This window comes from Caulobacter segnis (genome assembly GCF_019931575.1).
In the GTDB taxonomy this organism is placed as follows: Bacteria; Pseudomonadota; Alphaproteobacteria; order Caulobacterales; family Caulobacteraceae; genus Caulobacter; species Caulobacter segnis_C.
This window is the reverse complement of sequence record NZ_CP082923.1, coordinates 750,454-776,121: the sequence shown is the minus strand read 5'-3', so window position 1 is coordinate 776,121 and position 25,668 is coordinate 750,454. Positions and strand designations below refer to the sequence as shown.

The 25,668-nt window shown below is 68.3% G+C and carries 18 protein-coding genes and 2 pseudogenes; 11 read left to right on the top strand and 9 right to left on the bottom strand.

Translation table 11 applies throughout. From position 1 onward, the window contains the following. Positions 1 to 68 precede the first annotated feature (68 nt). Entirely contained in the window at positions 69 to 371 is a 303-nt protein-coding gene (locus K8940_RS03665; protein WP_223393179.1) for a hypothetical protein, read from the top strand. Between the two features lie 62 nt (positions 372 to 433). Here the strand turns inward: K8940_RS03665 and K8940_RS03660 are convergent, their stop codons facing one another. Beyond that, positions 434 to 1,579, bottom strand: a complete 1,146-nt coding sequence (locus tag K8940_RS03660; RefSeq protein WP_223393178.1) for an acyl-CoA dehydrogenase family protein — start codon at positions 1,577 to 1,579, stop codon at positions 434 to 436. Between the two features lie 191 nt (positions 1,580 to 1,770). Here K8940_RS03660 and K8940_RS03655 point away from each other — a divergent pair, with 191 nt between their 5' ends. Next, the gene (locus K8940_RS03655; protein ID WP_223393177.1) at positions 1,771 to 2,472 is read left to right on the top strand and encodes a winged helix-turn-helix transcriptional regulator; all 702 of its coding nucleotides are present in this window, start codon (positions 1,771 to 1,773) and stop codon (positions 2,470 to 2,472) included. Between the two features lie 10 nt (positions 2,473 to 2,482). On the opposite strand, the gene K8940_RS03650 is transcribed toward K8940_RS03655, so the two are convergent. After that, positions 2,483 to 3,589 (bottom strand): phytanoyl-CoA dioxygenase family protein, encoded by a 1,107-nt coding sequence (locus K8940_RS03650; RefSeq protein WP_223393176.1) that lies wholly within the window; start codon positions 3,587 to 3,589, stop codon positions 2,483 to 2,485. 116 nt (positions 3,590 to 3,705) lie between these two features. On the opposite strand from K8940_RS03650, the gene K8940_RS03645 reads away from it, so the two are divergent. The 4 genes and pseudogenes from K8940_RS03645 to K8940_RS03630 all read left to right on the top strand — a co-directional run bounded on the left by K8940_RS03645 (position 3,706) and on the right by K8940_RS03630 (position 6,228). Continuing rightward, positions 3,706 to 4,725 carry an adenosine deaminase gene (locus tag K8940_RS03645; protein ID WP_223393175.1) on the top strand — a complete coding sequence of 340 codons (1,020 nt, stop codon included), beginning with the start codon at positions 3,706 to 3,708 and terminating at the stop codon, positions 4,723 to 4,725. 10 nt (positions 4,726 to 4,735) lie between these two features. Then, positions 4,736 to 5,704, top strand: a complete 969-nt coding sequence (corA, locus tag K8940_RS03640; protein WP_223393174.1) for a magnesium/cobalt transporter CorA — start codon at positions 4,736 to 4,738, stop codon at positions 5,702 to 5,704. Between the two features lie 28 nt (positions 5,705 to 5,732). Then, a pseudogene (locus K8940_RS03635) lies at positions 5,733 to 5,828 on the top strand (type II toxin-antitoxin system HicA family toxin); the annotation flags it as partial. 4 nt (positions 5,829 to 5,832) lie between these two features. Beyond that, positions 5,833 to 6,228, top strand: coding sequence for a type II toxin-antitoxin system HicB family antitoxin (locus K8940_RS03630; RefSeq protein WP_223393173.1), 396 nt, complete (start codon positions 5,833 to 5,835; stop codon positions 6,226 to 6,228). Positions 6,229 to 6,237: 9 nt separating this feature from the next. Here K8940_RS03630 and K8940_RS03625 read toward each other — a convergent pair whose 3' ends face one another. The 5 genes from K8940_RS03625 to K8940_RS03605 form a co-directional block, all read right to left on the bottom strand. Beyond that, positions 6,238 to 6,738: a DUF2199 domain-containing protein gene (locus K8940_RS03625; RefSeq protein WP_223393172.1), complete on the bottom strand. Its 501-nt coding sequence runs from the start codon at positions 6,736 to 6,738 to the stop codon at positions 6,238 to 6,240. Between the two features lie 58 nt (positions 6,739 to 6,796). Continuing rightward, positions 6,797 to 7,786, bottom strand: coding sequence for a DegT/DnrJ/EryC1/StrS family aminotransferase (locus tag K8940_RS03620; RefSeq protein ID WP_223393171.1), 990 nt, complete (start codon positions 7,784 to 7,786; stop codon positions 6,797 to 6,799). A 114-nt stretch (positions 7,787 to 7,900) separates the two neighbouring features. Then, positions 7,901 to 9,457 carry a class I adenylate-forming enzyme family protein gene (locus tag K8940_RS03615; protein ID WP_223393170.1) on the bottom strand — a complete coding sequence of 519 codons (1,557 nt, stop codon included), beginning with the start codon at positions 9,455 to 9,457 and terminating at the stop codon, positions 7,901 to 7,903. Positions 9,458 to 9,641: 184 nt separating this feature from the next. Further along, positions 9,642 to 11,732, bottom strand: coding sequence for a 3-hydroxyacyl-CoA dehydrogenase NAD-binding domain-containing protein (locus K8940_RS03610; protein WP_223395756.1), 2,091 nt, complete (start codon positions 11,730 to 11,732; stop codon positions 9,642 to 9,644). Positions 11,733 to 12,178: 446 nt separating this feature from the next. Next, positions 12,179 to 13,405 carry a serine hydrolase domain-containing protein gene (locus K8940_RS03605; RefSeq protein ID WP_223393169.1) on the bottom strand — a complete coding sequence of 409 codons (1,227 nt, stop codon included), beginning with the start codon at positions 13,403 to 13,405 and terminating at the stop codon, positions 12,179 to 12,181. Positions 13,406 to 13,539: 134 nt separating this feature from the next. Between K8940_RS03605 and K8940_RS03600 the strand changes: the two genes are divergently transcribed. Further along, positions 13,540 to 15,498, top strand: a complete 1,959-nt coding sequence (locus K8940_RS03600; RefSeq protein WP_223393168.1) for an ATP-binding protein — start codon at positions 13,540 to 13,542, stop codon at positions 15,496 to 15,498. A gap of 114 nt (positions 15,499 to 15,612) precedes the next feature. Here K8940_RS03600 and K8940_RS03595 read toward each other — a convergent pair whose 3' ends face one another. Beyond that, complete coding sequence (locus K8940_RS03595; RefSeq protein ID WP_223393167.1) at positions 15,613 to 16,791, bottom strand: Yip1 family protein; 1,179 nt, start codon at positions 16,789 to 16,791, stop codon at positions 15,613 to 15,615. Positions 16,792 to 17,081: 290 nt separating this feature from the next. Between K8940_RS03595 and K8940_RS03590 the strand changes: the two genes are divergently transcribed. The 4 genes from K8940_RS03590 (at position 17,082) to K8940_RS03575 (ending at position 22,431) form a co-directional block, all read left to right on the top strand. Further along, positions 17,082 to 18,308, top strand: coding sequence for a TetR/AcrR family transcriptional regulator (locus K8940_RS03590; protein WP_223393166.1), 1,227 nt, complete (start codon positions 17,082 to 17,084; stop codon positions 18,306 to 18,308). Positions 18,309 to 18,411: 103 nt separating this feature from the next. Beyond that, positions 18,412 to 19,527, top strand: a complete 1,116-nt coding sequence (locus K8940_RS03585; RefSeq protein ID WP_223393165.1) for a hypothetical protein — start codon at positions 18,412 to 18,414, stop codon at positions 19,525 to 19,527. Between the two features lie 169 nt (positions 19,528 to 19,696). Beyond that, a complete protein-coding gene (locus K8940_RS03580) occupies positions 19,697 to 20,935 on the top strand; it encodes a glycosyltransferase (protein WP_223393164.1) in 1,239 nt (412 codons plus the stop codon). Beyond that, positions 20,932 to 22,431, top strand: coding sequence for a hypothetical protein (locus tag K8940_RS03575; protein ID WP_223393163.1), 1,500 nt, complete (start codon positions 20,932 to 20,934; stop codon positions 22,429 to 22,431). Before K8940_RS03580 ends, K8940_RS03575 begins: the two co-directional genes overlap by 4 nt. Before the next feature lie 66 nt (positions 22,432 to 22,497). On the opposite strand, the pseudogene K8940_RS03570 reads toward K8940_RS03575, so the two are convergent. Next, positions 22,498 to 25,654, bottom strand: a pseudogene (locus K8940_RS03570) (TonB-dependent receptor). Between the last annotated feature and the right edge of the window lie 14 nt (positions 25,655 to 25,668).

Sequence of the window (25,668 nt, the reverse complement as noted above, 5' to 3'; positions counted from 1 at the left end):
AACCGAACCTTCGCCTCAGGATTATCTCCCCTACCCGGCGCCAAGGCCGGACTTGGGAGAAGACGCTCATGCGTATCGTGACGATCGCGGCCGTGGCCGCCCTGGGCCTGACGGTGATGGCCTGCGAGAACAAGGCCCAGAAGGCCCAGGAGGCGGCGACCGAAAGCAACGCCGCCGCCGCTGACGCCCAGAAGGCCGCCAACGCCGCGGCGGACGCGGCCAACGCCAGCGCCGACGCCGCGACCACCGCCACCACCGAGGCGACCAAGGAAGCGGCGGGCGACGCGGCCGCCGCCGCCGGCGACGCCGCCGAAAAGGCCGGTGACGCCGCCCAGAAGGCCGGCGACAAGGCCAAGGACGCCGCGCACTAGGCTAGGGCGCGCATACAGAGAAGAACGCCGGCCGTCCCGATGCGGCCGGCGTTTTCGTTCGACTATCCGTCGATGTCCCAGCCCAGCGCCACGCGGCCGGTCAGCACCGTCTGCGGCTTTTCCTGCAGCGGGTGGTAGCGAGCCCCTTGGACGTCGCGGAAGGCCCGTTCAAGGCCCGCCTCACGATAGAAGGCCTGCCCGCCCGCCGCCTCCATGGCCCGCTCGACCGTCTCGATGGCCGAGCGGCCGACCAGGGTGCGGTAGGTCATGGCCAGGCTGGTGGTTTCGGGACCGGGCGTTCCGGTCTCGGCCAGGTCGATCATCCGCGCCAGGGCGATGTCGAGCGCGGCGAAGGCGTTCTCCATCTCGCCGACCAGGCTGGCGGTCAGGACGTCGGGCGCCTTGCGCCGGACCATGGCCAGGGTCCGCGCCCGCGCGCCGTCGGCCACGCCGGCATAGGCCGCGTAGATCAGCGGGAAGGCGATCATGCTGATGATGTGGAACAGCATGTGCCACGGCCCGGCCGGCCGCCGGCCCGAGATCGCCGCGTCGGGCACGAAGACCTCGGTCAACTCCACGTCGTTCGAGCCCGTGCCGCGCATGCCCAGCACGCGCCAGGTGTCGCGGATGGCCACGCCCGGCGCCTTCAGCGACACGCCGAAGTGCAGGACGGTCGGCCCCGCCTCGGGATCGTCATGGACGGCGCTGGTCATCAAGAGGTCACCGGCCGGGCAGCCGCTGGAGAAGGCCTTGCGCGCCGTGATCCTGAAGCCGCCCTCCACCTTTACCGCCGTTCCGCCGCTGGCCAGCCAATCTGAGCCGCCGCTGGACACCAGCACCAGATCCTCGGTCGCGAGGCGCTTGAGCAGCCCTTCCGTCGGCGCGCCCTGATGACGCCAGCGCCAGGCGGCCACGGCCACGAGGTGGCTGTGCATGGCGAAGGCCAGCGCCGTGGCGCCGCACGAGGCGCCCAGCCGGCGAATGACCTGGCCAATCTGCGTGACCGTGGCCCCGCCGCCGCCGAACTCGACCGGAACCAGGGCCTTGAACAGCCCCTCGGCCTTCAGCAGCCCGTAGGCCTCGACGACGAAACTGTCCTCGGCGTCGTGTTCGGCCGCATGCCTGGCGATCTCGGCGCCGATCCGATCGGCGCGCGCCAGCCAGTCGACGCCCTGAGCGACGGTGGTGTTTTCCGGCGCCAGCAACATGTCGTAATCTCCCTCTGGAGCGGACGTTCAACAGGTCCGCGTGATGCGAAACCTTTTGTCGCGAACACGCTCTACCTGCCTAGTTCAGCAACTGAACCACCCCCGGTACAGGAACTGAACTAGCGAGACAGTCGAACAGCAGTCTACATGCCGCCGATGTTTGGCGAGGCCAAGTTTGACGGGGAGAGCGCATGGCGCAAGGCAGCTACAGGCAATTCTGTCCCGTCGCGATGGCGGCCGAGATTCTCTGCACGCGCTGGACCGTGGTCCTGCTGCGCGAGATGGTCGCCGGCTCGACCCGGTTCAACGACCTGCGACGCGGCGTGCCGCGCATGTCACCCGCCCTGCTGTCGCAACGCCTCAAGGACCTGGAGGCGTCCGGCATCATACGCCGCGACGCCCTGCCCGGTGAGCCCGGGGTGTTCGAATACCGCCTGACCCAGGCCGGACAGGACCTGGAAAGCCTGATCGACGCCTTCGGCCGCTGGGGCCAGCGCTGGGTCCACACCGAGCTGTCGCTGCAGCAGTTGGACGCCTCCCTGCTGATGTGGGACATGCGCCGCAACCTGGACCCCCGCCCGATGTCGCGGCCCAAGAGCGTGATCCATTTCCGCTATCCCGAGCAGGCGCCGGCCGACCGTTCGTGGTGGCTGCTGGTCGAACCCGAGACCCAGGTTGACCTGTGCTCGGTCGATCCGGGCTTCGACGTCGACCTCTATGTATCGACCGACCTTAGGACCATGACCGCCATCTGGATGGGCCATGACACCGTCCGCCAGGCTCTGGGCGAGGAACGCATGTTGCTGACCGGCGACCGGGTGCTGGCCTCGGATATGCAGGCCTGGCTGGGTCTCAGCCCCTTCGCCAAGACGGCCAGCATGGTGAGCGCCTGAAGCGGCGCGCCTACTTGTAGCGCCGATGCTCGCGCGCCCCGTGGCGGGCATAGTGCTTGCGCGGATCCATGCCCGCGGCCGCCACGTCGGGATTCAGCTCCAGATAACGCCGAGGATCGAAGTCCTTCGGCGTCTTGGCTGAAAACAAGGCTTCCCACCTTTTCGGAATCACCGCCGCCGGCGACGCCGAGGCTGGCGGCGGAGCGGCCGCGCCGCGGCGGGGCACCTCCCCGACCGGGCGATCGACATAGATGTTCGGCGCGAACTCGCCGGTCGAGACGTCGACGATGTCGCGCAGATCCAGGTTACCGACCAGCGGGTCCGAGAACGCCGGGGTGTAGTAGGCGCAGTCGTCGAAATAGTAGTGCGTGACCTGCGACCAGCGCGTCCGCGCCGGGTCGTTCTGGCGGCTGCCGCCGTGCAGCAGGTTGGCCGCCCAAATCAGGGCCTGGCCCTTCTTCGGGCGAAAGTATTCCGGCTGGGTTCCGGTGGCGTCGATCAGCGCCCGCCAGGCGGCTTCATACGGGGGCTGGGCGAACTCGCTGGTGTCTGTCCCCACAACCTTGCCGATCGCGTCGTTGTAGAGGATCGGCCACCTGTGCGAGCCCGGATAATAGACCAGCGGGCCGGCGTCCTCGTGGATGTCCTCCAGGGCCAGCCAGACCCCGCACATGAAGCGCTCGGGCACGCTGGAGAAGTGGATCGAGTCCGAGTGGACGTGCTGCTGGGTGCCGACCGGGAAGTTCAGGGTCTGGAACGGGAAGGCCCGGCGGCCATACAGCTTGGACAGCAGATCCAGCACCGCCTGGTTGGCGGCGATGGCGCGGACGTCCGCATTGGTGCGCCAGGCGTCCTGCACCCGCAGGCCGTCATTGGCCGCCCAGCCCGCCGAGCGCCAGGCGTCGAAGTCGTAGCGCGGCGTCAGGTCGGCCTTGATGCGATCGATGCGCGCCGAGAGATCCTCGTCCGGAAAGTCGAAGACCGCGAAGCCCTTCTCGTGCAGCTGCACGGCGATGTCGCGCTCGCTGTTGGTCAGGCCCATCTGGTCCAGCGAGGCCGAAAGCAGCATCGACTCCACCAGCGGCACGCCGGGCAGGAGCTTCTGGGAAACGGTCATCGAAGGGCCCCAAGCTTCACAAGACGACTGCGGGCTTAGCCGGCGCCACCCGGCATTTCCAGCGGATTTCGGTGATGACGGTTGATCCCCGCCCGCGCCCGCGCGCATAAAACCGCATGACCGACATCGCCTTCGCCCAATTCGTCCGCGGCCTGCCCAAGGCCGAGTTGCACATGCACATCGAGGGCAGCCTCGAGCCGGAACTGATGTTCGAGCTGGCCCAGCGCAACGGGATCACCCTGCCCTACGGCTCGGTCGACGAGATCCGCGCGGCCTACGCCTTCTCGAACCTGCAGGACTTCCTGGACATCTATTACCAGGGCGCGGGCGTGCTGATCACCGAGGCGGACTTCAAGGACCTGGCCCTGGCCTATTTCAAGCGCCTGGCGGCCGACGGCGGCGCCCACGCCGAGATCTTCTTCGACCCCCAGACCCACACCGATCGCGGGATCGCCTTCGACACCGTGATGAAGGGCCTGCTGGCCGGCATGGACGAAGCCGAGAAGACCCTGGGCGTGACCAGCAAGCTGATCCTCTGCTTCCTGCGCCACCTGTCGGAAGAAAGCGCCTTCGAGACGCTGGAACAGGCCAAGCCCTGGCTCTCGCACCTGGCCGGCGTCGGCCTGGACAGCTCCGAGGTCGGCCACCCGCCGGCCAAGTTCGCCCGCGTCATGCAGGCGGCCCGGGACCTGGGCCTCAAGATCGTCGCCCACGCCGGCGAGGAAGGCCCGCCGGCCTATGTCTGGGAAGCCATCGACCTGGTGAAGGTCGACCGCATCGACCACGGCAATCGCGCGCTGGAAGACGACGCCCTGACCGCGCGTCTGGTGAAGGACGGCACGACCCTGACGGTCTGCCCGCTGTCGAACCTGAAGCTGTGCGGCGTGCCCAGCCTGGACGTCCACCCGCTGAAGACCATGCTGAACCTGGGCCTGAAGGCGACGGTCAATTCCGACGACCCGGCCTATTTCGGCGGCTACCTGCTGGAGAACTACCTGGCGACGGCGAACGCCGTGGGCCTGACCCGCGAGGATGTCGTCACCCTGGCCAAGAACAGCTTCACGGGCTCGTTCCTCAGCGAGGCCGAAAAGGCCCAGCGGGTGGCCCAGGTCGAGGCCTACGCGGCCGCGCACTGATCGCCCCGTCATGACCGTCGTCGCCGCCAGCGCCTATGTCGACGGCAAGCCCGTCCGCGCGATCAGTCTGGATGATCCCGCCAGCCTGACGCCGCGTGGGGAAGAGTTCGTGTGGATCGGCCTGGTCGAGCCCGACGAGATCGAACTGCGCGCGCTGCAGCAGGCTTTCAAGCTGCATCCGCTGGCGGTCGAGGACGCGTTGAACGCTCGCCAGACGCCCAAGGTCGACATCTATGGCGACCAGCTGTTCGTAGTGGCCAAGACCGCGCACCTCGACAACGACAATATCATCTACGGCGAGACCGACTTCTTCGTCGGCCGGCGGCACCTGATCACGGTGCGCCACGGCTCGGCCAGGGCTCATACCGAGCTGCGCGCCCAGCTGGAGGCGGCCCCGGCCCTGCTGGCGCACGGTGTCGACTATGTGCTGCACGCGGTGCTGGACTTCATCGTCGACGGCTACATGCCGATCGTCGACAGCATCGAGGAAGACCTGCACGCCTTCGAGCGGCGGGCGCTGGACGCCTTCCTCAGCCGCGCCGAGATCGCCCGCATCTTCAATCTTCGCCGGGCGCTGATGAAGTTCAAGAAGCTGCTGGGGCCGATGACCCAGGTCGTCAGCGCGCTGGAGCACCACGACCTGCCCTGCATCGACACCGAGGTCCGGGCCTATTTCCGCGACGTGCGCGACCACATCCAGCGCACCGAGATCCTGGTCGATGGTCTGCGCGAGGTGCTGACCTCGGTGTTCGAGATCAGCAGCCTGCTGGAACAGCAGCGGCAAGGGGTGATCACCCGCCAGCTGGCCGCCTGGGCCGCGATCCTGGCGGTGCCGACGGCGGTGGCGGGCGTCTACGGCATGAACTTCGAGCACATGCCCGAGCTGAAGTGGGAATACGGCTACTACGGCGTGCTGGCCGGGATCGCGGTGATCTGCGGCCTGCTGTACCGGCGGTTCAAGAAGACGGGCTGGCTGTGATCAACTTGACGACCCGAAAATCGTCGCGAAGCCCGGTCGCGTGACCGTTCCGCATCCCAAGCGTGACCTGCCGGTCGGGACGCTGAGGTCGATCGAACGGCAATCGGGCCTGATGCTGAGGTAACCCAATGACCAACTATATCGCCCTGATCCACAAGGACACGGACAGCGAGTTCGGGGTTTCCTTTCCCGACCTGCCCGGCTGCGTCAGCGTCGGCGCGACGCTGGAGGAGGCCCGGATCAACGCCGAGGAGGCTCTACGCCTTCACGTCGACGGCATGATCGAGGACGGCGAGCCCATTCCCGCGCCTTCGGCCCCGGACGAGGTCATGGCCAACCCCGCGAACCGCGACGGCGCGGTGATCATCGTGCCGCTGAAGATCGCCCCGCCTCGGACAGTGCGGGTCAACATCACCCTGCCCGAGACCACGCTGCCCGATATCGACGCCTATGCCGAGTCCCACGGCTTCACGCGCTCTGGCCTACTGGCGCGCGCCGCCAAGCGGATGATCGACCCGGCGTAAAAAGCCGTTCTACGCGCCGCAGATCTCGAGAATCTCGTGGTGCCGCGCGGCGTCGACGCCCTCGCGCTGCTCCTGCGCCAGGCGGCTCTTGTCGCCCTCGGGCAGGGTCAGGGTCGGTCGCTCGCCAGGGTCCTGGAACTGGATCAGCACCCGCGTGCCCAGTGAGGTGTTGGTATAGGCCTCGAGCTTGTTGGCCAGCTTGCCCGGAGCCGGCGGCTCCTCGCGCCCGTCCTCGTCATAGAGTTCGAGATAGCGCTCGAACACCTCCGCATCGACCTCGGCCCAGGCGCCCCAGCCGAAATAGTCGTCCGTCCCCTTCAACGGCACGGGCAGGATGCAGCGGATGAAGAAGCGGTCGCCCCACTGGCACAGGTCATCGTTGAAGCGGGCCTGGCTGTCGCGTTCTTCCTCGGGCAGCGCCCAGACCTCGTCGGGCAGGCCATAGCCCCAGTCCTTGGACAGGCCCGCGTGACGGCCGCCGCAGATCGCGCAGGAGAACTCTTCGGCCATCACTCACCTTCGGCATGGGCTCACGCCCGAAGGATTAGGCCAATTGGCGGCCGCTCGGCTAGGCCACCGCGTCCCGCAGCGCGTCGCACAGGTGGTCGAGGGCCAGGATATCCAGGTTCGGATCCAGGGTCAGCACCACGGTCGAGGCGGCCAGGCGATCGGCGACCGGGGTGTTGTCGGCGCTCAGGGCGCGGTCGCGGACGGCGCAACTGGCCGGGACACCCGCCGCCTGGAGCTTCCAGGCCACGGCCCCGGCGTCGTCGGTGGGCAGGCTGAGGGCGCAGGTCGGCGAGATCCAGCTCATGCCCCAGCCCGGCTGGAAGCCGACCCCGCTGTCCAGCAGCAGGACGCGCAGTTGCTGAGCCATGCCGCATAGGCGCTGGCGCAGGCCCGGCCAGGCGGCGAGGCCGTCGTCGCCGGCGAAGGGCCGGGCGTCGATGGCGTTGACCGGCGTGGCGTCCTCGCAGGCCACGAACACGCCCGCCCCAGCGGGGAGGCTAACCAGAACAGGAACCGGCGCCTCGATCACCACGTCGAAGGCGCCGGCGGCGTCGACCAGGATCGGCAGGCCGGTCTCGGCGCGGAAAGCGGCCCAGGCGCGCATGTCGGGGGCGCGGCCGTGGGCGGCGGCGGGAACGATGGCCTCCAGCGGTCCGGGCGCCTCGGGCAGGCGCTCGCGCAGGTGGGCGGTGTCGAACATGGCGCTGAACGGGTCGACGTCCACGAGCCAGGCCTTCAGGCCCGCGGCGGCGACGCCGGCCAGGGTCTCGGGATCAGCCAGGGCCGAGACGACGCAGACCCCGCCCGCGCGCGCGCCCAGGGCCCGGAGCGCGGCGGCGGTGGCCTCGATGCGGTCGGCGAAGGCGCGGATGGCGACGGGACGGGCGAAGCGGGCGGCCAGGCGCTGGTCCAGGTCGGAGGCGTGGCCGGCCGCGCCCAAGGCCCGGGCGACGGCCTGGAAATCGATCGGCGCGACGTCCTGGGCTGCGCGAACGAAGGCGCCTCCCTGAAGGGTGTTGATCGGAGTGGCGACGGGCTTCGGGAGCATTACGGGCGCAATCCACGACGAACCGGGCGACCCGATGGCCGCACCGAATGGTTAAGCAACCGTATTCGTCGATTCCACCTGGCCTAATGTGGCGCGCCGTCGCGGCAAAAAAGTCTATTCGCTAGGCTGAATTTGCCATGAGTCCCGAAGTTCTCGCTTCAGGACCTTGCCGATATGGCTGCGCGGCAGGCTGTCGACGACACGAACGTCCGCCAGCCGCTGGGTCTTGCCGACCTGTCCGTTGACGAAGGCCTTGACCTCGCCCGGATCAGCAGCTTGGCCGGCCCTCAGCGCCACGAAGGCCACGGGCGTCTCGCCCCAGGCGTCCGAGGGCACGCCCACCACCGCCGCCTCGACCACGGCCGGATGCTGAAGCAGCACCGCCTCCAGGTCGGACGGATAGATGTTGAAGCCGCCGCTGATGATCATGTCCTTCTTGCGATCCATCAGCGTCAGGAAGCCGTCCTCGTCGAAGCGGCCGACGTCCCCGGTGCGGATGAAGCGCCAGCCCTCGGGCGAGGTCCAGGTGGCCTCGGCGGTCTTGTCCGGGCGGCCGTGATAGCCGTTCATCATCCCGGCCGAGCGGCCGACAATCTCGCCGACCACGCCCGGGCCGACCTGGACGCCGTCCTCGTCGATCAGGCGGATGTCGTGGCCCGGCGCGGGCTGGCCGACCGTGTGCAGCTTGTCCGGATGCTCGTGGGCGATGAGGATGCAGGTGCCGCCGCCCTCGGTCATGCCGAAATATTCCACGAGGCCGCCAGGCCAGCGGCGCAGCACGTCGGCCTTCAGCTCGGCCGCGAACGGGGCGCTGGTGCAGAACTTCAGATGCGTGGACGACAGGTCGAAAGCGTCGAAGTCCGGCCGCTCCATCAGGCGGCGATACTGCACGGGCACCAGCATGGTGTGGGTCATGCGATGCTTCTGGGCCAGCTCAAGGTACTTGCCGGCGTCGAACTTCCGCATCAGCACCACGGTCCCGCCGCCCGCCAGGGTGGGGAAGAAGCAGACCAGGGTGGTGTTCGAATACAGCGGGGTCGACAGCACGGTGACCGCATCCGGCCCATAGCCGACCGCGTCGCCCCGGAACACGTGCCGCCAGCGCATGCCGTGCGACTGGACGATGCCCTTGGGCGTACCGGTCGTGCCGCTGGAATAGATGATGTTGAACGGATGCTCCGGACCGATCTCGACCGGCGTCGGGCGGGCGTCCAACGGGGCCAGCCAGGCGTCGAAGGGTTCACCGGCGGCGGAATCGTCCAGAGCGATCTGGCGGACCGCGATCGGGGCGGGCTTCTGGGCCTCGGCCACGCCGGCGTCGAGGAAGAACAATCTGGCCCCGCAGTCGGCGACCATGCCGGCGATGGCCTCTGGCGTCGAGGACGGGGCGATCGGGGCCACCGCGACGCCAGCCCGCAACGCGCCCAGGAACAGCGCCGCATAGGGGATCGACGACAGGGCGCAAACGGCGACCGCCTCGCCGGCCTTGACCCCATCGCGCTGCAGGGCGGCGGCGACCCGGTCGGCCAGGGCGTCGAACTGGGCGTAGCTGACGCTCTCGCCGGTCTCCATGATCACGGCCGGATGGTTGGGGCCTTCCACAGCGCGTGCGCGAAGGATGTCGCCCATCACGCCGTAGTCGGCGGACATCATGGCGGCGATGGTTGGCATGGCTTTTCCCTACGTAAACCGATCACCCAACCTCCGCTCATCCCCGCGAAAGCGGGGACCCAAGCCGAGTTCGGCGATCAATCCTGAACGGTGCAACAAACCGAAAGCCCGCTTGGGTCCCCGCTTTCGCGGGGATGAGCGGGAGTGGGGGTTCCCCTCCCCCATGAGGGGGAAGGGAAGAGTTCTAAACGTCCTTGAACCCCTTGCCCTCGGCCACGAGCCGCTCCAGCAGGGCCGACGGCTTGAAGTCGTCGCCATGGGCCGCCTGGAACTCCTTCATCTTGGCCAGGATCTTGTCGAGGCCGACCAGCTCGCCCCAGAACATCGGGCCGCCGCGATAGACCGGCCAGCCGTAGCCGTTGATCCAGACGATATCGATGTCCGAGGCGCGGATGGCCTTGCCCTCCTCGAGGATCTTCGCGCCCTCATTGACCATCGGATAGAGGCAGCGCTCCAGGATCTCCTGGTCGCTGATCTCGCGGCGCTGGATCTGGCGCTTCTCGGCGAAGTCGCGGATCACCTCTTCCACGATCGGCGAAGGCTTGGCGTTGCGGTTCTCGTCGTAGTCGTAGAAGCCCTTGCCGTTCTTCTGGCCGCGACGGTCCATCTCGCACAGCACCTCGCGCACGGTGGAAGACGAGGTCTTGGCCGGGTCCCAGCCGATGTCGAGGCCGGCCAGGTCGCTCATGGCGAACGGTCCCATCGGCAGACCGAAGTCAAACAGCACGCGGTCGACGTCCCAGGGCATGGCGCCTTCCAGGATCAGCTTTTGGGCCTCGCGCTGGCGCTGGGCCAGCATGCGGTTGCCGACGAAGCCATGGCAGTTGCCGACCAGCACCGCGACCTTGCCGATCTTCTTGCCGATCTGCATGGACGTGGCGATCACCGACTTGTCGGTCTTGGCCCCGCGCACGATCTCCAGCAGGCGCATGACGTTGGCCGGCGAGAAGAAGTGCAGGCCGATCACGCTCTCGGGCCGGCTGGTGCTGGCGGCGATCACGTCGATGTCGAGATACGAGGTGTTTGAAGCCAGGATCGCGCCGGGCTTGGCGATCTTGTCCAGCTTGCCGAAGACCTCCTTCTTGATCTCCATCAGCTCGAACACGGCCTCGATGATCAGGTCGCAGTCGGCCAGGTCCTCGAGGTTCATCGAGGGCGTCAGCAGGCCCATCCGCTTTTCGACGTCGTCCTGGGTCAGGCGGCCCTTCTTGGCGGTGTTCTCGTAGTTCTTGCGGATGACGCCGACGCCGCGCTCCAGGTTCTCCGACTTGGCCTCGATGATCGTCACGGGAATGCCCGCGTTGAGGAAGTTCATCGAGATGCCGCCGCCCATGGTGCCGGCCCCGATGACGCCGACCTTCTTGACGGGGATGGTCGGGGTGTCGTCCGGCACGTCGGGGATCTTGGCGGCCTGGCGCTCGGCGAAGAATACATAGCGCTGAGCGGCCGACTGGCTGCCGGTCATCAGCTCCATGAACAGCTTTCGCTCTTCCTTCAGCCCCTCGTCGAAGGGCAGGTTCACCGCCGCCTCGATACACTTGATGTTGCTCTCGGGGGCCATGAAGCCGCGGAACTTCTTGGCGTTGGCCGCTCGGAAGTCGGCGAAGATCTCGGGCTTGCCGCGCGCGGCCTCGACCTTGGCGTTCAGGTCGCGGACCTTGTTCAGCGGACGGCCCTCGGCCACCACCTTCCGGGCGAAGGCGATCGCGCCGGCGCGCAGATCCCCCTCCTCGACCAGTTCGTCGAACAGGCCCATGGCCAGGGCCGCCTTGGCCGGGACGTGCTGGCCGCTGGTCACCATCTCCAGCGCCTTCTCGACGCCGACGATGCGCGGCAGGCGCTGGGTGCCGCCGGCGCCGGGCAGCAGGCCGATGTTCACCTCGGGCAGGCCGGCCTTGGCCGAGGGAACGGCCACGCGATAGTTGGCGACCAGCGCCACCTCCAGCCCGCCGCCCAGGGCGGTGCCGTGGATCGCCGCCACGACGGGCTTGGGCGAATTCTCGATGATGGCCTGCACGTCCTGCAGGTTCGGGCCAGTCATGGCCTTGCCGAACTCGGTGATGTCGGCGCCGGCGATGAAGGTCCGGCCATCGCAGATCAGCACGATGGCCTTCACGGCCGGATCGGCGATCGCGCCCTCGAACGCGCCCTTCAGCCCTTCGCGGACCTGGGCCGACAGCGCGTTGACCGGCGGCGAGTTCAGCGTGACGACGCCAATGTCGCCTTCGACGGAAAGATCGGTGACGGCGTTGATCGCGGCCATGACGGCTTCCACCCCTGTTTTGTTCATTGAACGATTGTTTGAAGCGAAGCCTGCACGCTCCGGCGAAGATGTCCAGACCCCCGTGCGGGCGCCTGTTTTCGCGGCGCCGGCCGTTGACGGCTCCAACGGCATACTACAAATTCGAAATAACAGTTTCAGCCGAGGTCATCCGTGGAGGCGAGTGCGGGGTCGGACGAGCGCCGTCACCGCATTTACCTGAAATCCAGAGAGAATGATCCGCGCTGGGGAGGGCGTTCGCGGAAAGTCATGGACTTTGGGCGCGACTTGCACGCGTCCTGACGTTTCGAAGTCGGTGGATCCGCGAGCGTGGCGTATTGCTCGCAATGCGTCGGACTTTGGTAAAGCGCAACTCGGCGCGGGAGGGCATCCCGCGCCGTTTTCTTTGCGTGGCGAGTGGCCCTCCTCCCCATTAGGGGGAGGAGAGATGGGTCGGCCGCCTACCCCGCCGCCTCCGTGAAGCTGGAATAGACCAGCGTCCGCAGTTCGCGGCGGATCGGGTACGACGTCGAGGGCATCAGCTGGGTCATGAACACCACCGCCAGGTCCTCGACCGGGTCGATCCAGAACGCCGTCGAGGCCATGCCGCCCCAGAAGTACTCGCCCAGCGAACCCAGATTCTTGGTGCGGGCCTGGTCGATGGTCATGGCGAAGCCGAGGCCGAAGCCCAGCCCCTCGAACACCGCCTCGCTGAACAGCGACTTGGACAGGTGAACCAGCTCCTGGCCGCCCGGCAGGTGATTCATGGTCATCAGCCGGATCGTCTTGGGGCTGAGTAGCCGCGCGCCGTCCAGCTCGCCGCCGTTCAGCAGCATCCGGCAGAAGCGCATGTAGTCGTCGGCGGTCGAGACGAGGCCGCCGCCGCCGGACTTCACCGACGGATCGGTCAGGAAGCGGCTCTTCTCCGGGTCGTCCTGCAGCACCACCTTGCCCGACGGCGTCAGGGCGTAACAGGCGGTGAAGCGGTCGCGCTGGCCCTCGGGGACGAAGAAGCCGGTGTCGACCATCTTCAGCGGGTCGAAGATCCGGGTCTTCAGGAAGACGTCGAACGGCAGGCCGGAGATCTTTTCGACCAGATAGCCCAACACGTCGGTCGAGACCGAATAGTTCCAGGATTCGCCCGGCGAGAACTCCAGCGGCACGGTCGCCAGGGCGTCGACATAGCCCTGCAGCCCGCCCTCGCTGTCGACGCCGTCCAACTTCAGCTTGCGGTAGGCCGCATCGACATTGGTCCGCTGTTGGAAGCCGTAGGTCAGGCCCGATGTGTGGCGCAGCAGGTCGATCATCCGCATCGGTTCGGCCGCGCGCTTCGTCTGGAACGCGCCCGGCGTCCCGGCCACGAACACGCCCTGGTCGCGCCAGGCGGGGATGAAGCGGTGCACCGGATCGTCCAGGGCGACCAGCCCATCCTCGACCAGCATCATGAACGCCACGCTGGTGACCGGCTTGGTCATCGAATAGATGCGAAACAGGCTGTCGGCCTTCAGCGGCTTTCCCCGCTCGATATCGGCGCTGCCCAGCACCGAGGCGTAGGCCAGCTGCCCGCGCCGCCAGACTTGGGTGAGCGCGCAGGGCAGTTTTCCGGTGTCGATATACTTGGCCTTGATGAAGCTATCGATGCGCTTCAGTCGATCAGTCGACAGCCCCACGGCTTCTGGCGTGCTCAAAGTCCTGGCCTCCCCTTGCGACCTTTTCCGGTCATGCTTGCGTACCGAGAGATCGAAATCGTCATCGCGGCCTTTCGCCGCAACGTAAACTTTACCCGATCCTGCGCATATCGATTGAAAACGAGGGAAACGGGATGGGCAAGCGCTTGGACGCCGAGGCTGCCTCCAGAATCGAAGCGGCGGCGGCCGACTGGTTCTTCCAGAGCAGCCTCGACATGTTCGTCATCCTGCAGGACGACGCCATCATCCGCGTCAATCCCGCCTGGACCAACCTGACTGGCTGGACGGCCGAGGACACCCTGGGCCGGCCGATCCGCGACTTCTTCCACCTGCACGACGCCGACGTGATCCACGCGATCGCCGACGCCCTGCGCGTCGTCGGCCACGCCCGCTCGCAGCACCGCCTGGCCCGCAAGGGCGGCGGCTGGCTGTGGGTGCGCTCGCAGTCCAAGGTGCTGCCAGGAACCGGGGCCGACGGCGGCCTGCTGATCGTGTTCCAGGACTTCAGCGAGGACCGCGCCCGCGAGATCGGTCGCCAGCAGGCCGAGCGCTCGAACGAGCTGCTGCGCACCGCCGCCGGCGTCTATGTCTGGCGCTTCAACCCGCGCAAGGGCGTCTACGTCTTCGACCAGGATATCCCGACGCCCAGCTCGCCGCAGGGCGGGGTGCGGATCATGACCGCGTCGGAGATGACGACGTCGATCCACGGGGAGGATCGCGAGCGGGTCTGGGAGGCCTTCTCCAAGACCCTGCGCACCGGCGAGCACGTCGAGATCGACTACCGCTACCTGGATCCCGCGACGGACAGCTGGGCGAACATGCATGCGGCCTGGCGCGGCGTGCGCGGCTCCAGCCCCGACGCCTGGGACGTGATCGGCATCAGCCAGAACGTCACCGAGCTGGTCGCGGCCCGCGACGCGGCCCTGGCGGCCGGCGAGGCCAAGAGCCAGTTCCTGGCCAATATGAGCCACGAAATCCGCACCCCGATGAACGGCGTGCTGGGCGTGCTGCACCTCTTGAAGACCGAGAAGCTGACCGACGACGCCCGCCGGCTGCTGCACGAGGCCCTGGGCTGCGGCGCGATGCTGTCGGAGCTGTTGAACGACATCATCGACTTCTCGAAGATCGAGGCCGGAAAACTGGAGCTGGCGACCGAGCCGGTGGAGCCGGCCGACCTGCTGACGGGCGTCGCCGACATGCTGCGTCCCCAGGCCGAGGCCAAGGGCCTGCACCTGCGCGTCGAGGCTCCTCCAAAAGGCCAGGGCGGCGACCTGGGCTGGGTCGCCACCGATCCGCTGCGCCTGCGCCAGGCCCTGTTCAACCTGCTGGGCAACGCGGTGAAGTTCACCCTGGAGGGCGGCGTCGTGGCCCGCCTGTCCGGGACGCGGACCGGCGATCGCCTGAGGCTGCGCTTCGAGATCCAGGACACCGGCGTCGGGATCGGCGAGGACGCCGCCAGGACGCTGTTCGAGCGTTTCCACCAGGGCGACGGCTCGACGACCCGGCGCTTTGGCGGTTCGGGCCTGGGCCTGGCCATCTGCCGGCGGCTGGCCGAGATGATGGGCGGCGAGGTCGGGTTCGAGAGCGTCCTGGGCCAGGGCTCGACGTTCTGGCTGGAGGTCGAGGCCGACGCCTGCGCCGCCCCTCATCTCGGACAAGGGGCCGCGCACGACGACGAGACCGACGCTCCGCTGTTCGCCGGCCTGCGCGTGCTGCTGGTCGAGGACAACGCCACCAACCGCCTGATCGCCGGCCGCATGCTGGAAGCCCTGGGCGCGCGGGTGACCACCGCCGAGGACGGCGTCCAGGGCGTGGCCGCCGCCCGCCAGGGCTTCGACCTGATCCTGATGGACATCCAGATGCCCGGCATGGACGGCGTCGAGGCCACCCACCGCATCCGCGCCCTCAAGGGTCCGGCCGGCGCCGCGCCGATCCTGGCCATGACCGCCAACGCCATGGCCCACCAGCAGGCGGCCTACCTGGCGGCCGGCATGGACGGGGCGATCGCCAAGCCGCTGTCCCCGACCGCCCTGACCCAGGCCATCGCCACGGCGCTGACGATCGAGCGAACGGGGACGCGGAAGGCTTCGTAGAGCCTGTCCGTTTCTGATGGAAACATCAGAAACGGATAAACAGGTTCTAATTCAAATATTTAGAGCGTGGCAGGCGCCGAAACCGCTCACACGTTCGGCTGCCACGCTCTAGACCTACTTCGCCATCGCCTCCAGCCGGCCGCCGTCGACCGCCCGAACCGCCTGCTTCAGGTCGTCGATGCTGGCGGCCGAGCCGTCCGCCTGGACCGAGAACCGGTCGCCGAACACGACCGAGTACTTGCCGGACTTGCTGTCGCGGTCCCATTCCTCGGTGGTCAGACGGCCGTCGATGGTCTGGGTCTTCTCGTAGCCGCTGGCGGTCTCCTTGGTCGCCTGGCCGTTCATGCCTGCGGCCAGGGCCGTCAGCCCGGCCATGGGTCCAAGGTCGGTGATCTCCAGGCGAAAGGCGGTCCCGTCCGGCTTCTCATACTGGCCGGTCGCCACCACGATCGAGGCCTGGTCGGTCCCGCTGGAGCTGGTCTCGACGCTGGCGCGCGAATAGCCGGCCGCACTGGCGGGCAGCAGGGCCTTCAGCGCCTCGGGCGAGGCCGCCTTGCCGGGGTTCTTCGACAGTTGCTCGGCTCGCTCGGCCGCCGCCTGCATCCGGCCCAGGTCGACCTTGCTGCCGTTGATCTCGACCGTGCCCGACGCCTTGTCGGCGTGGGTCATGGCGTTGAGACTTGAAAGGCCCGCCACGCCGCCGATCGCGGTGGTGACCACACCGATGACGATGGCGATCACGATGGCCACGACGATCGTGACGATGGCGTAGCCTGGCGCCTTGTCGGCCGGGGCCTTCATCACCCGCGGCAGGCCCAGATACAGCAGGAAGCAGCCATAGAGGCTGCCCAGGATCGCCAGGACCCCCAGTATCGGGATCAGCTGGAACACCCCCGCGACCCAGCCGGCGGTGCCTGAATAGGCGGCGACCTTGAAGGCCTGCACACGGTTCTTCTCGGCCCCGAAGCTAGGGGCCAGGGCGTCGATCACCACGCCCAGGACGAAGGTCATGACCAGCGAGCCCACATAGCCGACCACGGCCAGGGTGATCGCCGCTCCGATACTCGGCTTGAACGAGAAGCCGGGGATGCCGTGGCCGAAAACCTGCCCGCCGATCAGGCCGGCTGCCGCCGGGATCGCGGCCAGGATGCAGACATAGCCGGCGAACAGACCGCCGACCGTGGCGGGCTCCCGCTCGATCCGATCCCATTCCGTCGAGGGCGTGAGCAGTATGCCCTTGACCCTCGCCACCAGACCGGTCCCCGCCGATCCGCCACCTTCAACAACAGACATCCTGCGAACGCTCCTTTTTCCAAAGTTCGCGCGCCCGCCCCGAACCCTTTTATAGGCACGGTTCGCGCCTAGGTCGAAAGACGGTTTTCCGACAGAGCGTGAAACACGTGCGGCGCCCCGAAACGGGCCGACTTGAAACAATCCTGACAAACCCTGGCGCTACGGGGCGGATATTGTCTCGTGACGGAGGGAGCGGCCCTTTAAGACGGCCCTTCAGGCGCCTAAATTGGACCCGATCGTCCAGTGACCGGCGCAACCGGCGCGCGACGGCGTATTAGGGGTTTGGTTCGATGGATGACGGTCGGATCGCGGGGGTCGCGACGGCGCGCTACGCCCGCAAGAAGGAGACGATCCTGGCCGCGGCCACGACGATCCTGAATCGCCAGGGCGTGCGCGGCATGACCCTGGCCGACGTCGCCGCCAAGGTCGGCCTGAACACCACCAGCGTCACCTACTACTATCGCAAGAAGGATGACCTGGCCGCCGCCTGCTTCATGCGCGGCCTGGAGCGCTTCGAGGCCATGGTCGAGGAGGCCGCCGCCGAGGCCACGCCCGCCGCGCGCATCCTGAGGTTCCTGGACCTGTATCTCGACCTGAACCGCCAGGTCCGGCTGGGCGAGGCGACGCCCCTGACCAGCTTCACCGAGATCAAGGCCCTGAAGGAGCCGCTGCGCGGCTCGGTCATCGGCGCCTTCAACGATCTCTTCCGCCGGGTGCGCGGCTTCTTCGACGACCCGTCCCTGGCCCACCTGGACAAGCGCCAGCGCAACGCCCGCACCCACCTGCTGATGGAGCAGGTGTTCTGGTCGGGCCGGTGGCTGCGCCGCTACGACATCGAGGACTACGGCCGGGTGCGCGACCGGATGGGCGACATCCTGCTGAACGGCCTGCCCGCCGGCGGCCGCGCCTGGGCTCCGCTGTCCCTGCCCGACCCGACCCCGCTGTCGCTCGAGGACCTGGAATGGCGCGAGACTTTCCTGGTCGCCGCCACGCGCCTGATCAACCAGCGCGGCTACCGCGGCGCCTCGGTCGAGGACATCTCGGCGGCGCTGAACGTCACCAAGGGCTCGTTCTACCACCACCACGAGGACAAGGACGCCCTGGTCGCCGAATGCTTCGAGCGCACCTTCACCGTCACCCGCCGCTCGCAGTTGGACGCCCGCGCCCTGGACACCGACAGCTGGACACAGCTGGTCTCGACCGCCGCCGGCCTCACCTCCTACCAGCTGTCCGAGCACGGGCCGCTGCTGCGCGCCTCGTCGCTGGGCGCCCTGCCCGAGCCCCTGCGCAGCGACATGGCCGACGGCTACATGCGCGGCTGGCAGCGCTTCGCCTCGATCGTCTCGGACGGGATCGCCGACGGCTCGATCCGTCCGGTCGACCCCAGCATCGCCGCCCACATGATCAACTCGATGCTGAACGCCGCCGCCTCGCTGGGCGCGTGGGCGCCCGGTCTGGAACGCGAGGAAGCCGCCGATCTCTTCGCCAAGCCGCTGCTCACCGGCGTGCTGAACTAGCGCGACAAAGCCAAAGGTTGCGACCGATTAACCATAGGGTGGTCCTGCCCTAGGGACGGCTGGTATTCTCAAGCGTCTGATTCGCTTCGAGTTCCGCCCGGTCATGACGACGATCAACCCGTATTCGTCGACCTACGCCCCCGGCCTCACCGCCGGGCAGACGGCCACGCAGCGCGCCAACCAGGCGACCGGCTATGGCCAGACGCGCGACCAGAGCCCGACGATCAACACCCCGGCGGTGAACGTCACGCTCTCGGCCGCGGCCCAGGCCGCGCTGAAGGCCCAGACCGACTCCCGCACGATCGACGCCGTCGTGGCCGAGGCCCGCGCCCAGATCAGCGCCCAGCTGAAGGCGGCCAAGACGTCCAGCGCGCTGAAGGACGGGAACGCCGCCATCGACCTGTCCGGCCTGGACCGCCGGACGCTGTACGCCGTGGCCAGCAACAAGGGCGGCCAGTTTCCGCTGGACCAGCAGGTGGTCGCGGCCCTGGGCCTGAAGAGCCAGCACGACACCGCCCTGGCCACGCCCGCCGCCCAGGCGCGGCTGACCGGCGACTATGCCGGCCTCTACCAGGCCGCTCTCGACCAGCTGGACGCCGCCGGCCCCGAGGAGAAGGCCTCGGCCGCCTGGAGCCAGGAGCGCGACGCCCTGGTCGAAGGCCGCAAGCAGGCCACGGCCCGTCCGGGCCTGGCTCCCGCCGGCATCGCCCATGACAGCGTCGCCGCCTACATGGCCGAGATGGGCAGCGCCGTGGCCGGGGCCAAGACCCGCGACTTCGGCAAGGTGGCCAACGACGTCCGCGCGGCGCTCGACAAGCAGTATTCGATCGCCTTCGCCCCCGAGGCGGCCAAGGATTCCAGCAGCGGCGAGATCGACTTCCGCCGCTTCGACGACCGCTCGCTGTCGGCCATCGCCCTGAACAAGGACGAGCAGTTCTCGACCCACGAGATGGCCCAGGCCAAGGCCGAGATCCGCAGCCGCGACAGCACCGCGATCAAGGCCGGCTACCAGTCGACCTCGGAGGACGAGGGTGACTTCGGCAAGGCGATGATCACCCGCTACGCCGGCATGACCACCGAGGAGCGCGAGGCGTCCGGCTGGACCCCGGCGGTCTACGACAAGATGGTCGAACTGCAGGCCTCGCGCGACAAGCTGGCCCAGATGTTCAACGCCGATGGCGCCGTGGCCAGCCCGCCCAGCCTGCTGGACTACCTCTAGCACTTGGACCGCGCTAGACAGGTATCTACTGAATAGATCGCCTCGCTGATTGTATCAGCAATGTATCAGCTTGACTTGTTTCAGATACAGTAGGCTTCAATCTAGCGATACTATTGCCTCCATTTGCTCCGAAGGTGCCGAAGACGGACCTTGAGCGGAGCTTCGACCCATGATCACGGACGGAATCGACAGCCATGACCCCGGCTTGGCGCGGGGGTCTGCGTCGATCGTCAGGGATGTCGCCTGGGGCGGGGCCAGCGCTCGTCCCCGCGTCTCGGTGGTCATCTGCACCCTGGACGAACACGAGGCGATCGGCGGCGTGCTGGACGATGTTGGCGCCAACCTGGCGGGCGTCGCCCACGAGATCATCGTCGTCGACGACTCCGCCGACGACCGCACCGCCGACGTGGTCGCCGGGCGGGCGCGGCGCAACCGCGCCATTCGGCTGATCCGCCGCCAGGGCGCCGGGGGCCTGGCCTCGGCCGCCATCGCCGGCTGGGACGCCGCGCGCGGCCAGACCCTGGCGATCATGGACGGCGACGGCCAGCACGACCCGCGCCTGATTGGCCAGATGCTGCGGCGCATGGAGAACACCGACCTCGAACTGGTCGTGGCCAGCCGCTACCTGGCCAGCGCCGAGAGCGGCCTGCGCGGCTATCGCCACCTGCTCAGCCGGGCCGGCGTCGGCCTGACCGGGCGACTGCTAGGCCTGCGCCTGGCCGACCCGATGAGCGGCTGCTTCCTGATGCGCCGCGACTGGTACGAGGACGTGCGACCGCGCCTGTCGGGCGTGGGCTTCAAGATCCTGGTCGACGTCGCCGCCTCGCATCATCGCCGGCCCCGGACCGCGCAGACGCCGACCGTGCTGCTGGCCCGGGCCGGCGGCGAGTCCAAGCTGGACCTGCGAGTGATGCTGGACCTGGCCGCCCTGCTGGTCGAGAAGCGCACCGGTGGGGCGGTGCCCGCGCGGATGAGCCTGTTCATGCTGGTCGGGACCACCGGCCTGGCGACGCACCTGACGACCCTGGCGTTGTCGCGCCTGATCGACGCGCCGTTCTGGCTGGGCCAGGGCGCGGCGATCCTGGCGGCGATGACCACCAACTTCGCGCTCAACAACAGCCTGACCTTCCGCGACCACCGCCTGCGCGGCCGGGCCGTCCTGCCGGGCCTGCTGAAGTTCTATGTCGGCTGCCTGGCCGGAGCCCTGGTCAGCGAGGCCGCTGGCGCGGGCCTCAACGCCGTGGGCGCGCCCTGGGCGCTGGCCGGCGCGGTCGGCGCGGTGCTGGGCGCGGCCTGGAACTATCACGCCGCCCGCCGCCTGACCTGGCGCGCCGCCCACGGGCCCGCGCCGGACGCCGTCGCCGCCCCGGCGCAGGCCGCGCCGATCGCCGAGGGAGCCCGCCCTTGATCTCGACGCCTTCGACCATGTCCGAGGCCCGGCGGCTGGACCTGATCAGCGCCGCGATCATCGTGCTGGCGGCCTTCGCCATTCGCGCCTGCCTGTTCGGCGACCCGCTGATCCATGTCGACGAAAACTTCTACCTGCTGGTCGGCGACCGGATGCTGCATGGCGGCGCCCTGCCCTATGTGGACATCTGGGACCGCAAGCCAGTCGGCCTGTTCCTGCTGTACGCGGCCATCCGCCTGCTGGGCGGGGACGGGATCGTGCAGTACCAGGTCGTCGCCACCTTGTTCGCGGCCGGGACAGGCCTGATCATCGCCCGCATCGCCGCGCCGATGGCCGGGCGCGGGCCCGCCACGGTGGCGGCGATCCTCTACCTGCTGCTGCTGGGCCTGGTCGGCGGCGCGGGCGGACAGGCGCCGGCGTTCTACAACCTGTTCGTGGCCGGCGCGGCCTGGGCCGTGGCCAGCGCCCTGACCGGCGAGCCCGCGTCCCCCGAGCTGATCCGCCGGCGCGGCGCCCTGGCCATGGGCCTGATCGGCCTGGGGATGCAGATCAAGTACACCGTCGTCTTCGAGGGCGTGTTCTTCGGCCTGGCGCTGATGTGGGCCTCATGGCGGGTCTCGCGCGCCTATGCCCGCCTCGCGATCGACGTCACGCTGTGGGTGGTCCTGGCCCTGGCGCCGACCGCCCTGGCCCTGGCCTGGTATCTCGTCCTGGGTCACGAGGAGGCCTTCGTCTACGCCAACTTCCTGTCGATCGGCGCGCGATCGACCGCCGACGGCTGGGAACTGCTGCACCGCCTGGGCAAGACCTGGAAGGTGCTGCAGCTGCCGCTGCTGGCGGTCCTGCTCGCCGCGGCCCTGGCGCCCTGGCGCCGGTTCCCGCGCGGCGAGGCGACCTTCCGCTTCGCCCTGGCCTGGCTGGGCGCGGCCGTGACCGGCTACCTGATCTTCGGCACCTATTTCGACCACTACGCCCTGCCGCTGTTTGTCCCGCTGGCCGCGGCGACCGCGCCGCTGTTCGCCTATCGCCGCCGCCATCTGGGCCTGATCGCGGCCGGGGTGATGCTGATGGCGGGGGCCAGCGCCTACGGCGTCGTGGTGCGCAAGATGAAGCTGAAGCGCGGCGGCCAGGCCGAGATGACGGCCATGGTCGAGGCCATCCGGCCGCGCCTCTCCAATTGCCTCTATGTGTGGAACGGCGACCCGATGCTGTACCACCTGACCGGCTCGTGCCTGCCCACGCGCTATCCGTTCGCCGGCCACCTGAACCTGCTGCGCGAGAACGGCGCGATCGGCGTCGACCAGGCCACGGAGGTCCGCCGCATCCTGGCGGCCAAGCCCAACGTGATCGTCGACCGCCAGCCGACCGCCCGGGACTTCAACTTCGCGGTCGTGGCCATCGTCGAGGCCGAGCTGCGCCGGAACTACCGGCCGGTGGCGGTCATCCCGCTGCGACGCACCAAGACCATTGTCTACGAGCGCAGGCCCGGTCATTGAGAAGAAGACGGCGCGCCCCCTCTTTTTTGGGGGGAGGCGCGCCTCCAGGTTCAACGCTCCGAGGAATTAGAACTTCTTGCGCAGGCCCACCTTGTAGGTGCGACCCAGCGGATCGCCGGTGAACGGGTCGTAGCCCAGGTCGAGGCGGGCATAGGACGGGTTCTTGTCGAAGATGTTGGTGATCGCCAGGGTCGCCGTGGTGTCCCAGGGCAGGAAGACGCGATAGGCCAGGTTCGTCAGGACCTGCTTCTTGATCTTCTTGCCGGCGCTGACCGTCACGCCCGCGCCCGTGGTGTCCTTGTAGGCGTTGGCCGCGAAAGGCGCGGTGCGCTGGTCGGTGTAGCCGCCGATGTAGTGGACCGACAGGCGCAGGTTATGCGGGCCCATGTTGTACTCGGCGAAGACGTCGCCCTTCCACTTCGGGATCGGCACGACGGTGGTCTGGTAGTTCAGCAGGCCCACGGCGTCGAAGGCCTTCTCGACCGTGATGCCCTCCACGACGGTGGAGCCGACCTCGTACTTCTGGATGTAGGTGGCGTTGCCGCCGATCTGGACGTCGCCGCCCGCCACGTTCTTGAAGCGGTAGTCGGCGGAAAAGTCGAAGCCGGCGTTCTTCACCGGCGCGCCGTTGATGTAGTTGGTCCGCAGGCGGGCGATGCTGGTCGTCGGCGTCGAGCACGAGCCGTTGAACGTGAAGCGCGCCACCAGGGCGGCATAGGCCGCATTGGCGCAGTTGTTCGCGCCCGCCGCGCCGTTCGGATAGAGCGCCGCGACGATCCCGGCCACCGGCTCGGCGACGATCGGGTTTTTGAAGTCGAACAGGAAGTAGTCGATGCTGGCCTTGAACTCGCCGGCGTTGAACAGCAGGCCGAAATTGTAGGTCTTGGCCTTTTCGGGCGCGAGGTTCGGATTGCCGAAGATGTCGACGGCGCGGAACACGCCCAGGATCCCCTGCAGCGAGGTGACCGACGTCGTGGTGGTCAGCGGGTCCGGCGGGCCGCGGAAGGTCGAGCCCGCCGAGGCGCGGATCGCCACCCACGGCATGGCCTGCCAGCGCAGCGAGGCCTTGGGATTGAAGGTCGAGCCGATCGCGCCGCCATAGTCCTCGTAGCGGGCGGCGAACTGGGCCTGGAAGGTCTCGGTGATCGGGACGGAAAGCTCGCCGAACCCGGCCATCACGTCGCTCTGGTTATCGGCTTCGTTGCCTACCCCCAAGAACATGAAGGGGCCGTTGCGGGCCGAGCCGGTGCAGGTGGTCACCCCGAAGTCCGGCGTGTTGACGCACGGATTGATCGCCGCGTTGCTGATGTCGTTGTAGTCGGCCTTGAAATAGGTGCGGCGATACTGGACGCCGGCCGCCCAGGCGACGTCGCCGCCCGGCAGGGTGATGGCCGTCTTGCCATTCAGCACCGCCTCGCCGACGAACAGTCGCGAGGACTGCTTGGTCGACAGCTTCTTGAAGAACCAGTCGACCAGGTCCTTGTTGTTGGCCAGGGCCGAGTTGTAGGCCGAATTGGCGGTCCCGGTGATGACGTTGCTGGGGATCGCGCTGGCGAAGGGGTTGTAATACATGCACTGGCCGACGCCCGGCGTTCCTTGCACGCCCGGCAGCGACGGGTTGCTGTCGCAGAGCGGCCCGCCCAGGCCCTGCAGCGCCAGGGCGAAGCGGTTGACCAGGGTGTCGTAGCCGGTGCGGATGCCCACTTCCTGCGAATAGGTCAGGGCGACGTTCCAGCCGATGCCGTTGTCGAACTCGCCGGTCAGGTCGGCCGAGACGCGGAAGGCGTCGAACGACCGCGAGCCGATCGAGGGGCCGTAGCCGAACTTGGGATTGCCGCCGATGGCGAACGGCCGGTTTGCGACGTTCAGCGCTCCGAAGGCGAAGATCGAGCTGGGAACCGTCGAACTGGCGCCGGTGGCCAGGTTGGTCAGGTTGACGGTCGGGTTGGTCGCCATGAAGGCGATCAGGCCGGGATTGGTCGCCGGCACGTAGTAGCGGCCGGCCAGGGCTGCGCTGGGCGCCACCTCGGCTGTCGGCACCGCCAGGGCGGCGTACGAGGGCGAGGTGTTCCAGTCGGGCACGTCGGTGTGGGCGTACAGCAGCTCGGCGTGGAACTTGGTCTTGGGCGAAAGGTCGGCGTTGGCCTCCGCGTAGGCCTGCACCGCGTTGGACTTTTCAACGAGGTTGTCGAACGGCGTGTAGTGCCAGTAGCAGACCGGCGTCAGGCCGCTGAAACCCGGGAAGCCGCCCAGTCCGGAGCAGGCCGGGTCGCGCATGCCGCTGGTCGTGCTGGCCAGCGGGATGAAAGTCGACGGATTGCCGGCGGCGGACCAGCCGGCCTCGGGATTGGACAGGTAGGGCCGGTTGGCCCAGTCACGGTCGGCGACCGACAGCTTGGAGCGGTGCTGCCAGCCGACGCTGGCCAGGACGTTGCCGTTGTCCCAGACCTTGCCCCAGGTGACGCTGGCCCCGTAGTCGCCCTTGGAGCCGTCGATGTGGCGGTAGTCGGCGGCCGCCTCCAGCCCTTCGAAGCTCTTCTTGGTGATGAAGTTGACGACGCCAGCGATGGCGTCCGAGCCATAGGTCGCCGCCGCGCCGTCCTTCAGCACTTCCAGGCGGCCGATGGCGGCGGCGGGAATGATGTTGGTGTCGACGATGCCCGCCCCGGCCTGGCCGAAGGGGTTGATCGCCATGCGGCGGCCGTTCAGCAGCACCAGGGTGCGCTGCGAGCCCAGGCCGCGCAGGTTGACCGAGCCCGAGCCTTCCGAGCCCTGGGCGCGGCTGTCGAACTGGTTGGTGTCGCCCAGCACCCCGCTGGACACCGACAGCGCCTTGAGGAGTTCGACGGTGGATGGCGAACCGCGCTTCTGCAGTTCCTCGGCGCCGATCACGTCTACCGGCAGGGCCGCGTCCTCGGGCGTGCCCCGGATGAACGAGCCGGTGACGACGACCTCCTCGACCTCGACCGGAACATCGTTGGGGCGCTGCGCCTGGGCGTGGGCCACGCTTGTCAGGCCGCCCATCAGGGCGACGCCTAGCGCGAGGCGGGAGCCTCCGCGCAGGAAGCTGGTTCGTGTCATTGGTTTTCCCTCCCTCGATTGTTTTTTGACTGGCCGTTCGTCTTCGCGGGGCCAGGGTGTGTTCAGCTGGGTGGCGGTCTCCCGAGATGGACGCGCGCACGCCCACGAGCGGCCGGATAGGCGCGCCGGTGAGAGCGTTCATTTTCGAAACTTGGT

What these genes read in the sequence shown, in the direction of transcription:
- K8940_RS03620 (WP_223393171.1), bottom strand. Translation starts at nt 7,786, where the DNA reads ATGCTCCCGAAGCCCGTCGCCACTCCGATCAACACCCTTCAGGGAGGC.
- K8940_RS03630 (WP_223393173.1), top strand. Translation starts at nt 5,833, where the DNA reads ATGACCAACTATATCGCCCTGATCCACAAGGACACGGACAGCGAGTTC.
- K8940_RS03600 (WP_223393168.1), top strand. Translation starts at nt 13,540, where the DNA reads ATGGGCAAGCGCTTGGACGCCGAGGCTGCCTCCAGAATCGAAGCGGCG.
- K8940_RS03655 (WP_223393177.1), top strand. Translation starts at nt 1,771, where the DNA reads ATGGCGCAAGGCAGCTACAGGCAATTCTGTCCCGTCGCGATGGCGGCC.
- K8940_RS03645 (WP_223393175.1), top strand. Translation starts at nt 3,706, where the DNA reads ATGACCGACATCGCCTTCGCCCAATTCGTCCGCGGCCTGCCCAAGGCC.
- K8940_RS03665 (WP_223393179.1), top strand. Translation starts at nt 69, where the DNA reads ATGCGTATCGTGACGATCGCGGCCGTGGCCGCCCTGGGCCTGACGGTG.
- K8940_RS03595 (WP_223393167.1), bottom strand. Translation starts at nt 16,791, where the DNA reads ATGTCTGTTGTTGAAGGTGGCGGATCGGCGGGGACCGGTCTGGTGGCG.
- corA (WP_223393174.1), top strand. Translation starts at nt 4,736, where the DNA reads ATGACCGTCGTCGCCGCCAGCGCCTATGTCGACGGCAAGCCCGTCCGC.
- K8940_RS03585 (WP_223393165.1), top strand. Translation starts at nt 18,412, where the DNA reads ATGACGACGATCAACCCGTATTCGTCGACCTACGCCCCCGGCCTCACC.
- K8940_RS03625 (WP_223393172.1), bottom strand. Translation starts at nt 6,738, where the DNA reads ATGGCCGAAGAGTTCTCCTGCGCGATCTGCGGCGGCCGTCACGCGGGC.
- K8940_RS03580 (WP_223393164.1), top strand. Translation starts at nt 19,697, where the DNA reads ATGATCACGGACGGAATCGACAGCCATGACCCCGGCTTGGCGCGGGGG.
- K8940_RS03650 (WP_223393176.1), bottom strand. Translation starts at nt 3,589, where the DNA reads ATGACCGTTTCCCAGAAGCTCCTGCCCGGCGTGCCGCTGGTGGAGTCG.
- K8940_RS03660 (WP_223393178.1), bottom strand. Translation starts at nt 1,579, where the DNA reads ATGTTGCTGGCGCCGGAAAACACCACCGTCGCTCAGGGCGTCGACTGG.
- K8940_RS03615 (WP_223393170.1), bottom strand. Translation starts at nt 9,457, where the DNA reads ATGCCAACCATCGCCGCCATGATGTCCGCCGACTACGGCGTGATGGGC.
- K8940_RS03590 (WP_223393166.1), top strand. Translation starts at nt 17,082, where the DNA reads ATGGATGACGGTCGGATCGCGGGGGTCGCGACGGCGCGCTACGCCCGC.